At 72.5% G+C, this 14366-nt stretch carries 10 protein-coding genes and 1 tRNA gene; 10 read left to right on the forward strand and 1 reads right to left on the reverse strand.

Going from position 1 to position 14366, the window contains the following annotated elements; all coding sequences use genetic code 11:
• Positions 1-213: 213 nt before the first annotated feature.
• From SMIR_RS23395 to SMIR_RS23415, 5 genes are all read left to right on the forward strand, one after another.
• Entirely contained in the window at positions 214-1107 is an 894-nt protein-coding gene (locus tag SMIR_RS23395) for an FAD binding domain-containing protein (protein ID WP_101404900.1), read from the forward strand.
• Positions 1104-2738, forward strand: a complete 1635-nt coding sequence (locus tag SMIR_RS23400; protein WP_168492079.1) for a (2Fe-2S)-binding protein — start codon at positions 1104-1106, stop codon at positions 2736-2738. The genes SMIR_RS23395 and SMIR_RS23400 overlap by 4 nt, the downstream gene beginning before the upstream one ends.
• Positions 2735-5041, forward strand: coding sequence for a xanthine dehydrogenase family protein molybdopterin-binding subunit (locus SMIR_RS23405; RefSeq protein ID WP_212727325.1), 2307 nt, complete (start codon positions 2735-2737; stop codon positions 5039-5041). Before SMIR_RS23400 ends, SMIR_RS23405 begins: the two co-directional genes overlap by 4 nt.
• The gene (locus SMIR_RS23410; RefSeq protein WP_168492069.1) at positions 5038-5202 is read left to right on the forward strand and encodes a hypothetical protein; all 165 of its coding nucleotides are present in this window, start codon (positions 5038-5040) and stop codon (positions 5200-5202) included. The genes SMIR_RS23405 and SMIR_RS23410 overlap by 4 nt, the downstream gene beginning before the upstream one ends.
• 194 nt (positions 5203-5396) lie before the next feature.
• Complete coding sequence (locus SMIR_RS23415) at positions 5397-6575, forward strand: SUKH-4 family immunity protein (RefSeq protein ID WP_212727326.1); 1179 nt, start codon at positions 5397-5399, stop codon at positions 6573-6575.
• 74 nt (positions 6576-6649) lie between these two features.
• Here the strand turns inward: SMIR_RS23415 and SMIR_RS23420 are convergent.
• A tRNA-Cys gene (locus SMIR_RS23420) sits at positions 6650-6721 on the reverse strand.
• Positions 6722-6939: 218 nt separating this feature from the next.
• Here SMIR_RS23420 and SMIR_RS23425 point away from each other — a divergent pair.
• From SMIR_RS23425 to dapE, 5 genes are all read left to right on the forward strand, one after another.
• Positions 6940-8382, forward strand: a complete 1443-nt coding sequence (locus SMIR_RS23425; protein ID WP_212727327.1) for an MFS transporter — start codon at positions 6940-6942, stop codon at positions 8380-8382.
• Positions 8383-8638: 256 nt separating this feature from the next.
• Positions 8639-10438, forward strand: coding sequence for a DEAD/DEAH box helicase (locus SMIR_RS23430; RefSeq protein WP_168492063.1), 1800 nt, complete (start codon positions 8639-8641; stop codon positions 10436-10438).
• A gap of 430 nt (positions 10439-10868) precedes the next feature.
• Positions 10869-11513 (forward strand): IclR family transcriptional regulator, encoded by a 645-nt coding sequence (locus SMIR_RS23435; RefSeq protein ID WP_101408088.1) that lies wholly within the window; start codon positions 10869-10871, stop codon positions 11511-11513.
• Between the two features lie 241 nt (positions 11514-11754).
• Positions 11755-13257 (forward strand): amino acid permease, encoded by a 1503-nt coding sequence (locus SMIR_RS23440; RefSeq protein WP_168492061.1) that lies wholly within the window; start codon positions 11755-11757, stop codon positions 13255-13257.
• Positions 13254-14354, forward strand: coding sequence for a succinyl-diaminopimelate desuccinylase (gene dapE / locus SMIR_RS23445; protein WP_212727328.1), 1101 nt, complete (start codon positions 13254-13256; stop codon positions 14352-14354). The genes SMIR_RS23440 and dapE overlap by 4 nt, the downstream gene beginning before the upstream one ends.
• Positions 14355-14366: the final 12 nt, after the last annotated feature.

A 14366-nucleotide genomic window follows, 5' to 3' on the forward strand; every position in this document is an offset into this window, starting at 1 on the left:
CCCAAGGGCCACCGAAGAGTGGCAATCCGTACCGACCGGCGATGCCGTAGGAAAACGGACCATCTCCCTGGTGAGGGGGCGAATGCCTCCTAGCGGACCCCCGCGTCGAGGGCCGGGGAAGATGTGCCAGAGTTGCCACGTCCGCCCTGTCAGCACGTACCGTACGCGCAACACAGGTGGGACCAGGTGGGGCAGCGGGAAGGGGCAGCCGGTTTGACCACGCACGCACCGCAGGCGGCGCAGGCCGTGACGCTGCCCGCCTCGCTGGACGAGGCAGTGGCGGCGCTGGCCGCCATGCCCGCCGCCGTCCCCGTGGCCGGCGGCACCGACCTCATGGCCGCCGTCAACTCCGGACAGCTGCGGCCCGCCGCGCTCGTCGGCCTCGGCCGGATCAGCGAGATCCGCGGCTGGCAGTACCAGGACGGCCACGCGCTGCTCGGCGCCGGCCTCACCCACGCCCGTATGGGGCGCCCCGACTTCGCGGCCCTCATCCCGGCGCTCGCCGCCGCCGCGCGCGCCGCGGGACCGCCGCAGATCCGCAACGCGGGCACCCTGGGCGGCAACATCGCCTCGGCGGCTCCCACGGGGGACGCGCTGCCGGTGCTGGCCGCCCTGGAAGCCACGCTGATCATCGCGGGCCAGGGCGGAGCCCGCCGTGAGATCCCGGTGTCGCACCTGCTCGCCGGCATGGAGATGCTCCGCGGCGGCGAACTCATCGGCTACGTGCGTGTGCCGCTGCTGCACGCGCCGCAGGTCTTCCTGAAGGCGACCGGACGCACCGGACCCGGGCGCGCCATCGCGTCCGTGGCGCTCGTCCTGGACCCGGCGCGGCGCGGCGTGCGGTGCGCCGTGGGCGCCATAGCGCCGATGCCGCTGCGGCCCCTGGACGCGGAGGCGTGGGTCGCCCAGCTGATCGACTGGGACAACAGCCGGTCGATCGTGCCGGAGGCGCTCAACGCCTTCGGGGAGTACGTCGCCGCGGCCTGCATCCCCGATCCCGTCCCGGCCGAGGACGGCTCCGTACAACAGCTTCCGCCGGCCGTACTGCACCTGCGGCGCACCGTCGCCGCGCTGGCCCGACGAGCACTGGGGAGGGCACTGTCGTGACCGACGACCAGCACGGAGAGGGCACTCCGCGGACCAGCGGCAGGTGGGACCCCCTCCCGCAGGGGGACTACGACGACGGCGCCACCGCCTTCGTCAAGCTCCCCGAGGGCGGAATCGACGCCCTTTTGGCGGAACGTGAGACGCCCCTCGCGGCGCCCGGCCACGGCTATGTGCCTCCCCGGATCGCCGCGGCGCCCCCGGCGGCCGGCCCCGGGGTGGCGGGTACCTGGGCCGCGCCGGCCGAGGCCGTCCAGTGGCCGGACCCCAACGCCGCGCACCAGGAAGCCGTACGCCACGAGACCGGGCGCCAGGAGTCCGGGTATCAGCAGGCCGCGCACGACGGGTTCTCGTACCACCCCGGCGCCACCGGCCAGTGGGACTTCGGGGAGGCCGCCCGGGAGGGTGTCTCCTCCGGTCACCACCCGGCCGACGCGCCCGGACACGACGTCACCGGACAGTGGTCGATTCCGGTCGCCGAAGGTGATCTTCCGGACGAATCGGGCGAGTTCACCACGTCGGCCCTGGTCGAGCAGTGGGGCGGCACCCCGCCAGCCACGCTCCCGGGCGGCGCGGCAGCGCCCTGGGCGACCACGGAGATCGGTGAGCCGTGGTCCGCCGCACCGCGAGCGGCGACCCCCGAGGCCCCGCAGGCTTCTGAGGGCCCCGTGGAGCCCGCGCGGCACACGCATGCGGAATCGGCCGCCGAGGCCGCCCAGACCGCCGCGCAGGCCGCTCACGCGGCTCCTGAGCCGGTCGCCGGGCACATGCCCGCGACGGCCGAGGCGTACGGGACCCCGGACGGGGCCGAACCGGACCCCGACCCGGCCACGCCGACTGCCCCGACAGCGGTTCCGGAGGACTCCTCGGAGTACGTTTCGGAGCGTCGTTCCGAGCACCCTTCGGAGCACCCCGAGTCCCCCGCGCCGGACGTCCCCGGTGCGGAGGCGAGCGACCCGGACACCCATGCGCCGCCCCCGCACGACGAACATCCCCTGGCCTCCTACGTCCTGCGCGTCAACGGCGCCGACCGCCCCGTGACCGACGCCTGGATCGGCGAGTCGCTGCTCTACGTCCTGCGCGAGCGCCTCGGCCTCGCGGGCGCCAAGGACGGCTGCTCGCAGGGCGAGTGCGGAGCCTGCAACGTGCAGGTGGACGGGCGGCTCGTGGCGTCCTGCCTGGTGCCCGCCGTCACCGCCGCGAGCAGTGAAGTGCGTACGGTCGAAGGCCTCGCCGCCGACGGACAGCCCTCGGACGTGCAGCGCGCCCTCGCCAAGTGCGGCGCGGTGCAGTGCGGTTTCTGCGTCCCGGGCATGGCCATGACCGTGCACGACCTCCTCGAGGGCAACCCGGCCCCCACCGAACTCGAGACCCGCCAGGCGCTGTGCGGCAACCTGTGCCGCTGCTCCGGCTACCGCGGGGTCCTGGACGCCGTACGCGAGGTCGTCGCCGAACGCGAGGCGCACAGCGCGGCCGCCGCCGGGGCCACGCCGGACGCCGACGAGCCGCGCATCCCGCACCAGGCGGGGCCCGGCGCGGGCGGCGTCAACCCGTCGGCGTTCGAGGACCCTTCTCCGTACGACTCCCAGGCGCCGCATGAGCAGCCGTACGGCCAGGACGGAGGCCAGGCGTGAGCAACGAGACCGCGACCGCGACTCCCGCGGCACCCGACACCGGCCCCGAGCCGCTGCCGCACGGGCTCGGCGTGTCGCTGCCCGCCGCGGAGGCCCGCGCCAAGACGGAGGGCACCTTCCCGTACGCGGCCGATCTGTGGGCCGAGGGCCTGCTGTGGGCGGCCGTGCTGCGCTCGCCGCACCCGCACGCGCGCATCGTGTCCATCGACACCAGCCACGCGCGCGAGATGCCCGGCGTACGGGCGGTCATCACCCACGAGGACGTGCCCGGCGCCGCCCTGCACGGCCGCGGCCGTGCGGACCGTCCGGTGTTCGCCTCCGAGGTCGTACGCCACCACGGCGAGCCCATCGCGGCCGTCGCCGCCGATCACCCGGACACCGCCCGGATGGCCGCTGCGGCCGTCATCGTCGAGTACGAAGTACTCGAACCGGTGACCGACCCTGAGCAGGCGTTCGAGGCCGAACCCCTGCACCCCGACGGCAACCTGATCCGGCACATCCCGCTGCGCCACGGTGATCCGGACGCCGTCGGCGAGATCGTCGTCGAGGGCCTGTACCGCATCGGCCGCCAGGACCCGGCCCCGATCGGCGCCGAGGCCGGACTCGCCGTGCCCCGCCCGGACGGCGGCGTCGAGCTCTACATCGCCTCCACCGACCCGCACGCCGACCGCGACACCGCCGCCGCCTGCTACGGCCTGGAGCCCGAGCGGGTGAAGGTCGTCGTCACCGGAGTGCCCGGCGCCACCGCCGACCGCGAGGACCAGGGCTTCCAGCTCCCGCTCGGCCTGCTGGCCCTGCGGACCGGCTGCCCGGTGAAGATCACCGCGACCCGCGAGGAGTCCTTCCTCGGCCACGCCCACCGGCACCCCACCCTCCTGCGCTACCGCCACCACGCCGACACCGAGGGCAGGTTGGTGAAGGTCGAGGCGCAGATCCTGCTCGACGCGGGCGCCTACGCCGACACGTCCGCCGAGTCGCTGGCCGCAGCGGTCTCCTTCGCCTGCGGCCCCTACGTCGTCCCGAACGCCTTCATCGAGGGCTGGGCCGTGCGCACCAACAACCCGCCCTCCGGCCATGTGCGCGGCGAGGGCGCCATGCAGGTCTGCGCCGCGTACGAGGCGCAGATGGACAAGCTCGCCAAGAAGCTCGCCCTCGACCCCGCCGAACTGCGCCTGCAGAACGCGATGGCCACCGGGGACGTGCTTCCGACGGGCCAGACGGTGACCTGCCCGGCCCCGGTCGCCGAACTGCTCCAGGCCGTACGCGACTACCCTCTGCCCGCGCTCCCCAAGGACACCCCCGAGGACGAGTGGCTCCTCCCGGGCGGCCCCGAGGGCGCGGGCGAACCCGGCGCCGTACGCCGCGGGGTCGGCTACGGCCTCGGCATGGTCCACATGCTCGGCGCAGAGGGCGCGGACGAGGTCTCCACGGCCACGGTCAAGGTCCACGACGGCGTCGCCACCGTCCTGTGTGCGGCCGTCGAGACCGGTCAGGGCTTCACGACACTGGCCCGCCAGATCGTCCAGGAGACCCTCGGCATCGACGAGGTGCACGTGGCGCCGGTCGACACCGACCAGCCGCCCGCGGGCCCCAGCTGCCGTGGCCGCCACACCTGGGTGTCGGGCGGAGCGGTCGAACGCGCCGCGAAGATGGTCCGTACGCAGCTCCTGCAGCCTCTGGCGCACAAGTTCGGCATGTCCACGGAGCTCCTCCAGATCACCGACGGCAAGATCACCTCGTACGACGGTGTGCTCTCGACCACCGTCACGGAGGCGATGGACGGCAAGGAGCTGTGGGCCACCGCGCAGTGCCGCCCGCACCCGACCGAGCCGCTGGACGAGGCGGGCCAGGGCGACGCCTTCGTGGGCCTGGCCTTCTGCGCGATCCGCGCGGTGGTGGACGTGGACATCGAACTGGGCTCGGTACGGGTGGTGGAGCTGGCGCTCGCCCAGGACGTCGGCCGGATCCTCAACCCCGCCCAGCTCACGGCCCGTATCGAGGCAGGCGTCACCCAGGGCGTCGGTGCCGCGCTCACGGAGAACCTCCGCACCGCCCGCGGCCTGGTCCGCCACCCCGACCTCACGGGTTACGCCCTCCCGACCTCCCTGGACGCCCCCGACATCCGCATCGTCAAGCTCGTCGAGGAGCGCGACGTCGTCGCCCCCTTCGGCGCGAAGGCGGCCAGCGCGGTGCCGGTCGTGACGTCCCCGGCGGCCGTCGCGTCCGCCGTACGGGCGGCGACGGGCCGCCCCGTCAACCGCCTCCCGATCCGTCCGCAAGCCGCCGTGGTGACCGCGTCATGAGTACCCCCGAGCCGACGACCCACGATCCCGAGCCGACGGCCCACGATCCCGAGCAGCCGCGCTACGAGCCTCCGCCGAGCGTCGGGAAGCTGGCGCTGTGGGTACTGCTGTTCGTCGTGGCGGCCGTGGTGGTCGTCCTGGGCGGCGTGTACTTCACCTGAGACGGCTGACGGCCGCGGCAAGGCCCCCCGATGGCTTGAACCCGCGTGTTTCCGGGCCGTACGACCTGCGTGCCTGCGGGTTTCCGGCGTTGTCAGTGGGGCGGCGTATGGTTCTCGGTCAGTGGGGAACTGCCGCTGGGCGGCGGCGAGTTCCCCGCGAGAAGCACATATGCGTTCACATGCGCGGGGGAGCCATGAGCACGACTGACACCGATGTCGTCGGCGCGATCACGCTGACCGAGGACGAGCTGGATCCATACATCACGCACACGGACACACGGCAGTGGCTGACGGGGCCCGGGCTGCCGGCCGAGGGCACGCTGCTGAGCTTCGGCGCACTGCGGGAGCACGGGCTGCGCAGGGTCACCGACCTGGCCGGTGACGCCGACAAACTCGCCACGGAGCTCCAGGACCAGCTGGTCGTGGGAGCCCTGCGGACCTTCGACCGGGACCTGGAGTCGATCGTCCTGGACGGGGCGACGGGGAAGGTCGCCACGACGTACTTCTTCTCCGACCCGGCTCTGATGGACCTCGCGCCCCTGGCCCCCTCCCTGGAAGCCCTGGTGCGCTTCTCGGCGGCGACGGAGGAACTGACGGCGTCCCGCGGACGGTTCGCCTCCTACGAGGGCCGCTTCGGCCCGAAGGCGGTCACGGAGGCCTCCGAGTCCCTCGCCGCGGTCTTCGAGGCGGGCGCGGGCGGCGAGGTGGCGCCGTACTGGCGGATGGCCGCCCTGATCCGCCCCCTCGCCCGGATCGCGGGCCCCGGTGAGGGCCTCACCCTCGACCTGCCCAAGCGGCTGCTGGACGAGGAGTTCGGCGCGGGAGCCATCATGCGCTTCGAGGACGTCGACTTCCCGCCCGCGCTCGTGCACGAGCCGACCCGTCGCTTCCTGCGCGAGACCGGCCTGCCCGAGGACGGCCTTCTCTTCCAGCTGGACACGGAAGTGCCCCTGCCGGCCCTCGCCGACTACTACGCGGACCAGCGCCCCGACGACTTCTCCGCCGACGAACTCCCCCCGACGGCCGACCGCCTGATACGCCTCGGCTACCTCATCGAGGACACCAGCCTCGTGGTGGACGGCACCACGGGCGCGGTCCTCGCCTGGAGCGAGCCGGACATCACCCTGCGCCCCCTCAACGCCGACATCTCCACCCTCGCCTTCACCCTCTGGCTGCTCCACCGCGAGAAGGCCCTCGACGCGACCCACGACCTCACCGACTCCTACGAGCAACTGGCCGCCACCATGGCCCAGACCCTCGCCAGGGTCGACCCGGTCGCCTGCGACCCCACCCTCACGCTGGAGGGCGACGACGGCCGGCGCTACTGGCCGGAGATATTCGAGGACGAGGCAGGCGGCACCCTCCACGGCTAGCCGACGGACGACCACGCCCCCACGCACGGATCGGCCGCCCCCGGGCCACGGGGACGGCCGATCCACCTCACAGGAGGCCGTGGCGGGAATTGAACCCGCGTAACTCGCTTTGCAGGCGAGCCCCTGAACCACTCGGGCACACGGCCGTTCTCAGGTGCGGCACGGCTCACTCGTTCCGAACCTGATGGGTTGAACGTAGGCGGGGCGGAGGGTGGGCTCAAGGGGTGCGGGGGCGCTGCAACGGGACTGCCATACGCCGTTCATGAATGCCGGTTCTCGGGCGCTGGGCGTACGACCAAAGGCCCAGACGATCACGGTCTCCGGACAGGAGTCACTGTCAGTTGTGGCCCTTACGCTGGCGGCCATGACAGCGCTGGAAGCACGCGATGCCGCGACCGCCCCGCCCGAGGACAAGGGCGAGGGAGGTGTGCTGAGCCGCCCCTACCGGGCGCTCAGCATCGGGATCGTGTTCGTGGAGCTGCTGATCGCCTTCGAGGCGACGGCCGTCGGGACGGCGATGCCCGTCGCGGCACGGGAGCTCGACGGGGTGTCGTTGTACGCGTTCGCGTTCTCGGCGTATTTCACGACGAGCCTGTTCGGGATGGTGTTCGCCGGGCAGTGGGCGGACCGCCGCGGGCCCCTGGCGCCGCTGACCACGGGGATCACGGCCTTCGCCGCGGGACTGCTGCTGTCCGGGACGGCCGGGACCATGTGGCTGTTCCTTCTCGGTCGGGCGGTGCAGGGGCTCGGTGGCGGGCTGGTCGTCGTGGCGTTGTACGTCGTCGTGGTGCGGGCCTACCCGGAGCGGCTGCGCCCGGCGATCATGGCGGCGTTCGCGGCGAGCTGGGTGATTCCGTCCGTGGTCGGACCGTTGATCGCGGGCACGGTCACCGAACATCTGGGCTGGCGCTGGGTGTTCACCGGGATACCGGTGCTGGTCGTGTTTCCGCTGGCGCTCGCGCTGCCGCGGATACGACGGCTGTCGTCCGGGCGGTCGGCGGACGCGGGGACCGCCGGCCGCGAGCCCTTCGAGCGGCGGCGCATCCGGCTGGCGCTCGGGATCTCGCTCGGCTCCGGACTCCTCCAGTACGCCGCCCAGGACCTGGACCCGCTCTCGCTCGTCGCCGGCCTTGCGGGCGCCGCGCTGCTCGTCCCGGCCGTCCTCGGGCTGCTGCCGGGCGGCACCTACCGGGCGGCGCGCGGGCTGCCGTCCGTGGTGCTGCTGCGCGGGCTCGCGGCCGGTTCCTTCATCGCCGCCGAGTCCTTTGTGCCCCTCATGCTGGTCACCCAGCGCGGGCTGTCGCCGACGCTCGCCGGGTTCTCCCTCGCGGCGGCCGGCGGGACCTGGGCGCTGGGGTCGTATGTGCAGTCGCGGCCACGGACGGAGCCGTACCGGGACCGGCTGATGTTCCTCGGGATGGTGCTGCTCGCGGCGGCCATCGTCGCCGTGCCCAGCGTGCTGATTCCCGCAGTGCCCGTGTGGATCGTCGCCGTCGCCTGGGGGTTCGGCTGCTTCGGGATGGGACTGGTGATCGCCTCGACCAGCGTGCTGCTGCTGCGCCTCTCGACGCCGGAGGAAGTCGGCTCCAACTCCGCCGCGCTCCAGATCTCCGACGGCCTCTCCAACATCGTGCTCCTCGCGGCGGGCGGCGCGGCCTTCGCGGCGCTGGGCGGCGGCAAGGTCGCGGAGACGGCCACCTCGACGGCCGACGGTTCCCACCCCACCGCGTTCGCCGCCGTGTTCCTGCCGATGGCGGGGGTGGCGTTGGTGGGGGCCTGGGTGACCACGCGATTGCGAGAGCGGTGATCTGGAAGGAGAGCAGCGTTCCGGTTCGGTGGGGTGCGGTCATCGTGAACCGGCCGAGCTCGTACTGCCTGGTCATCGCCATGGCGGCCGGTGAAGAGCACGACATCGAGGTGATCGGTGGGCGGTCGCGGGGTTTGTGAGGTGGGTCCCATCCGCGGGTGACCCGGCGTCGTCCGCGCGTTGACAGCTCCGGGGCGCCGGTAGGGTGGCCCGGTTGTCATACGTAGCCGAGCCGCTCGACCAAACCACGGAGACCGTGACTACCACCGCCGCCAGCGCATCCACCTCGCACCACCTCTCACCCGCCTTCCCCGGCCGCGCCCCCTGGGGTACCGCCAGCAAGCTGCGTGCCTGGCAGCAGGGGGCGCTGGAGAGGTACATCCAGGAGCAGCCGCGCGACTTCCTGGCCGTCGCCACGCCCGGCGCCGGCAAGACGACGTTCGCGCTGACGCTCGCGTCCTGGCTGCTGCACCATCACGTCGTGCAGCAGGTGACCGTGGTCGCGCCGACCGAGCACCTGAAGAAGCAGTGGGCGGAGGCCGCCGCGCGGATAGGGATCAAGCTGGATCCCGAGTACAGCGCCGGTCCGCTCAGCAAGGAGTACCACGGCGTCGCCGTGACGTACGCGGGTGTGGGCGTGCGGCCCATGCTCCACCGCAACCGCGTCGAGCAGCGCAAGACCCTCGTCATCCTCGACGAGATCCACCACGCCGGTGACTCCAAGTCGTGGGGCGAGGCCTGTCTCGAAGCGTTCGAGCCCGCCACCCGGCGGCTCGCGCTCACCGGTACGCCCTTCCGGTCCGACACCAATCCGATTCCCTTTGTGACGTACGAAGAGGGAAATGACGGTATTCGGCGGTCTTCCGCCGATTACACCTACGGATACGGGTCCGCCCTGGGGGACGGGGTCGTGCGGCCCGTCATCTTCCTCTCCTACAGCGGCAACATGCGGTGGCGCACGAAGGCGGGGGACGAGATCGCGGCCCGGCTCGGCGAGCCGATGACCAAGGACGCCATCTCGCAGGCCTGGCGTACCGCGCTCGACCCGCGCGGCGAGTGGATGCCCAGTGTGCTGCGCGCCGCCGACCAGCGGCTGACCGAGGTCAGGAAGGGCATTCCGGACGCGGGCGCGCTCGTCATCGCCTCCGACCAGGACTCCGCGCGCGCGTACGCCAAGCTCATCCGTGAGATCACCGGGACGAAGGCGACCCTCGTCCTGTCCGACGACACGGGCGCGTCCAACAGGATCGACGAGTTCAGCCACAGCGAGGACCGGTGGATGGTCGCCGTCCGCATGGTGTCCGAGGGCGTCGACGTGCCGCGGCTCGCCGTCGGCGTGTACGCCACCACCATCTCCACGCCCCTCTTCTTCGCGCAGGCCGTGGGTCGTTTCGTACGGTCCCGGCGGCGCGGCGAGACCGCCTCCGTCTTCCTTCCGACCGTCCCCGACCTCCTCGGCTTCGCCAACGAGATGGAGGTCGAGCGCGACCACGTCCTCGACAAGCCCAAGAAGGAGGGCGAGGACGACCCGTACGCCGAGTCCGAGCAGGAGATGGACGAGGCGAACCGGGAGCAGGACGAGGACACCGGCGAGCAGGAGCAGTTCTCCTTCGAGGCGCTGGAGTCCGAGGCCGTCTTCGACCGAGTGCTCTACGACGGCGCCGAGTTCGGGATGCAGGCCCACCCGGGGAGCGAGGAGGAGCAGGACTACCTAGGGATTCCGGGGCTGCTCGAACCCGACCAGGTGCAGCTGTTGCTCCAGAAGCGGCAGGCGCGGCAGATCGCGCACAGCCGCAAGAAGCCCGACGAGGAGGCCGACCTTCTCGAACTGCCCGCCGAGCGGCGGCCGGTGGTCTCGCACAAGGAGATGCTGGAACTGCGCAAGCAGCTCAACACCATGGTCGGCGCGTACGTCCACCAGAGCGGCAAGCCGCACGGCGTGATCCACACCGAACTGCGCCGCGTGTGCGGGGGGCCGCCGAGTGCGGAGGCGACGGCGGGGCAGTTGCGGCAGCGGATCGCCAAGGTGCAGGAGTGGGCCACCCGTATGCGGTGACGCTGTGCGCTGTGCCGGGGCGGTCGCGGTTCGTGGGGCACTGGTTGTGCTTCGGCTGTGGACCGTCTGTGGCTGGTCGCGCAGTTCCCCGCGCCCCTTCCGGGGGTGTGTGCGCCGTGTGTGGGGGGCGTGTGTGCCGCGTGGTGTGCGCTGTACGTACGAGGACAAAGGCTCTGTAAAGGGGAAGAGTCCGTACCAGGCCATGACCGGATTCTGGACGGAGACTTCCGCTGAGCGAACCGGCTCGCTACTGTCCCGCTACGCACACGCCCCGTGGCAGCGCCGCCGCGGAGCGCAGCCGTGTAGCGACTCCGCCCGGGAAGAGCCCGGGTCGTCAGCCGACGGCGGCCTCTGAAGCGCGTCGCCGACGGGACTCGGAGACGCAACCGCCGCGAGGGGCCGCCGACCTCACCACTAAGGAGTGGGCGTCGTGACCGCGGAGACCTCTCAGACGCTCGACCGGGGACTGCGTGTCCTCAAGCTGCTCGCCGACACGGACCACGGGCTGACCGTCACCGAGCTCTCGAACAAACTGGGCGTCAACCGGACCGTTGTGTACCGGTTGCTCGCCACGCTGGAGCAGCACGCGCTCGTACGCCGGGATCTGGGCGGCCGCGCCCGGGTCGGCCTTGGGGTGCTGCGGCTGGGACGTCAGGTGCATCCGCTGGTACGGGAGGCCGCGCTGCCGGCGCTGCGCGCGCTGGCCGAGGATATAGGGGCCACGGCTCATCTCACGCTCGTCGACGGGACCGAGGCGCTCGCCGTCGCCGTCGTGGAGCCGACGTGGACGGACTATCACGTCGCCTACCGCGCCGGGTTCCGCCATCCGCTGGACCGGGGCGCCGCGGGCCGCGCGATCCTCGCCGCCCGGCAGCCCGGGCCGGCGGACGCCCCGGGATACACGCTCACGCACGGGGAGTTGGAGGCGGGTGCGAGTGGGGCCGCCGCTCCCCTGATAGGGGTGACCGGGGTCGAGGGCAGCGTCGGTGTCGTCATGCTCGCGGACTCCGTGCCGGAACGGGTGGGGCCGAGGGTCATGGACGCGGCGCGGGAGGTCGCGGACGCGCTGCGCTGACGCCCCGCACTCCGTGGCGTTGACGCCCCGCACTCTGCCGCGCTGACGCTCCGCGCTCCGCCGCACCGACCCCCGCGCCCCGTTGCGCCAACGGTCCTTGTTTCCAGTCACCCCCTGGCTTTGGCCGACCCGCCAAACCACCCCCGCCATCTCTGGCCGATGCGCCCACCGCCCGTCGCCCCGCCCTCCGCATCATCAGGGCACTGAAGGCGGAACGGTGAACGGTGGAGGGAGACAAGGCGTGGAGACGGAGACGGTACGTACACGGCCGGACGTCGGCCGAGGAGGCGGACGGGCGGCTCGGCTGACCCGGCGTCAGGGCGTCGGATCGCTGGTCGCCGAGGCCGCCGGGAGCCCGCTCAGGCGGACGATGGGCGTCGGACAGCTCACCCTGCTCAGCGTGGGCGCGACGCTCGGCACCGGCATCTTCGTGGTCCTCGGCCAGGCGGTGCCCGAGGCCGGTCCCGCCATCGTCGTGTCGTTCGTCCTGGCCGGTGTGACCGCGCTGTTCTCCGCGCTGTCGTACGCCGAGCTGGCCGGCATGATCCCGGGCTCCGGCTCCTCGTACAGCTATGCGTACGCCACCCTCGGCGAGCTCGTCGCCTGGGTGTGCGGCTGGTGTCTGATCCTGGAGTACGGGGTGTCCGTGGCCGCCGTCGCGGTCGGCTGGGGGCAGTACGTCAACGAACTGCTCGACCTGACCGTCGGGGTCACCCTCCCCGACACGCTCAGCGCGCCGCCCGGCGCCGGCGGGGTCCTCAACATCCCCGCCGCCGCCATCGTCGTCCTCGCCATGGTCGTGCTGCTGCGCGGAGCGAAGGAGAGCGCCGTCGCCAACACCGTCATGGTCGGCGTGAAGATCGCCGCCCTGGTGATGTTCTGCGCGGTCGCCTTCACCGCCTTCCGCGCAGGGAACTTCACGCCCCTCTTCCCGCTCGGCACCGCCGGCATGAGCGCGGGCGCCGCCTCGCTCTTCTTCTCCTACATCGGCTTCGACGCCGCCTCGACGGCGGGGGAGGAGGCGAAGAACCCGCAGCGCGACCTGCCACGCGCGATCATCCTCTCCCTCGTCCTCGTCACCGCCCTGTACGTCCTCGTCGCGGTCGCCGCGCTCGGCGCGATGCCGTGGAGGAAGTTCGAGGGCACGGAGGCCACGCTGAGCCAGGTGCTCGTGCAGTCCGTCGGCGGTGGCAGCCTGTGGCCGATCCTGCTCTCCATCGGGGCGGTCGTGGCCACCACGAGCGTCGTGCTCACCGTGCAGTACGGGCAGATCCGCATCCTCTTCGCGATGTCGAGGGACGGGCTCGTGCCGCCGCTGTTCTCCAAGGTGCACCCCACCACCGGGGTGCCGCGCGCCAACACGGTCATCGTCTCCACCTTCATCGCCGTGCTCGCCGCGCTCGTCCCGCTGGGCGCGCTCGCGGACGCCACCAGCATCGGTACGCTCTTCGCCTTCATGCTGGTCAACCTGGCGGTCGTCCTGCTGCGCCGCCGCAGCCCGGAGGCACCCCGCTCCTTCCGGGTCCCCTTCTCGCCGGTGACGCCGATCCTGGGTGTGGGCTTCTGCGTCTACATGCTGTTCAGCCTGGGGTCGGACACCTGGGTCGCGTTCGGCGCGTGGATGGCCGTCGGCCTGGTGATCTACTGGCTGTACGGGATCAAGCACTCCAAGCTCGGAGACAAGCTCGGAGACAAGCCCGGCGAGAAACTCGTCGACAAGCTCGGCGACGAGGAAGTGGCGTGAACACCCTCGACCTCACCGCCGACGTCGTCGCCCTCGCCCGTGCCCTCGTCGACCTCCCCTCCGAGAGCGGCGAGGAGGCCCGGCTCGCGGACGCCGTCGAGGCGGCCCTCGCCGTCCTCCCGCACCTCACCGTGGAGCGGATCGGCAACTCGGTGGTCGCCCGCACCGGCCTCGGCCACCCCGAACGGATCCTGATCGCGGGCCACTTGGACACCGTGCCCGCCGCCGGGAACCTGCCGTCCCTCCTGCGGGGCGACCTCCTGTACGGGCTCGGCGCCTGCGACATGAAGGGCGGCGTCGCCGTCGCACTCCGGCTGGCGGCGACGCTCCCCGCGCCCACCCGCGACCTCACGTACGTCTTCTACGAGTGCGAGGAGGTCGAGGGCGACCGCAACGGGCTCGGCCGGATCGCCGCCGTACGGCCGGAGTTGCTGAAGGCCGACCTCGCGATCCTCATGGAGCCGTCCGACGCCGGGGTCGAGGCGGGCTGCCAGGGTGTGCTGATGGCCGACATCACGGTCCGCGGCGAGCGCGCGCACACCGCGCGCGCCTGGCGGGGTGTGAACGCCGCGCACCGCGCCGGGGTCGTCCTCCAGCGCCTCGCCGACCACATCCCGGAACGGGTGGTGATCGACGGCCTGGAGTACCGGGAGGGGCTGAACGCCGTTGCCGTACGCGCCGGGGTCGCGGGCAACGTCGTCCCCGACGAGTGCGTGATCACCGTCAACTCGCGTTTCGCGCCGAGCCGTTCGGCCGAGGAGGCGGAGAAGTACGTACGGGATCTCTTTCCCGAGGACGAGTACGAGGTCGACGTCACGGAGGTCGTGCCGGGCGCGCTGCCCGGGCTCGACCGGCACGCGGTCGCCTCGCTCGTCCGCGTGCTGGGCGCCACGCCCCGTCCGAAGCTGGGCTGGACGGACGTGGCCCGTTTCGCCGCTCTCGGCACGCCCGCCCTCAACTACGGCCCGGGCGATCCGGTCCTCGCGCACACGGCGGGGGAGTACGTTCCGGTGGCGCAGCTGCGGGCGTGCGAGGAGCGGCTGACGCGGTGGCTCACGCGGGGAGGCCGCCGAGCCACTCCAGCAGGAACTTGGTGAAGACGTACGGGT

Source organism: Streptomyces mirabilis, from assembly GCF_018310535.1.
Taxonomy (GTDB): domain Bacteria; phylum Actinomycetota; class Actinomycetes; order Streptomycetales; family Streptomycetaceae; genus Streptomyces.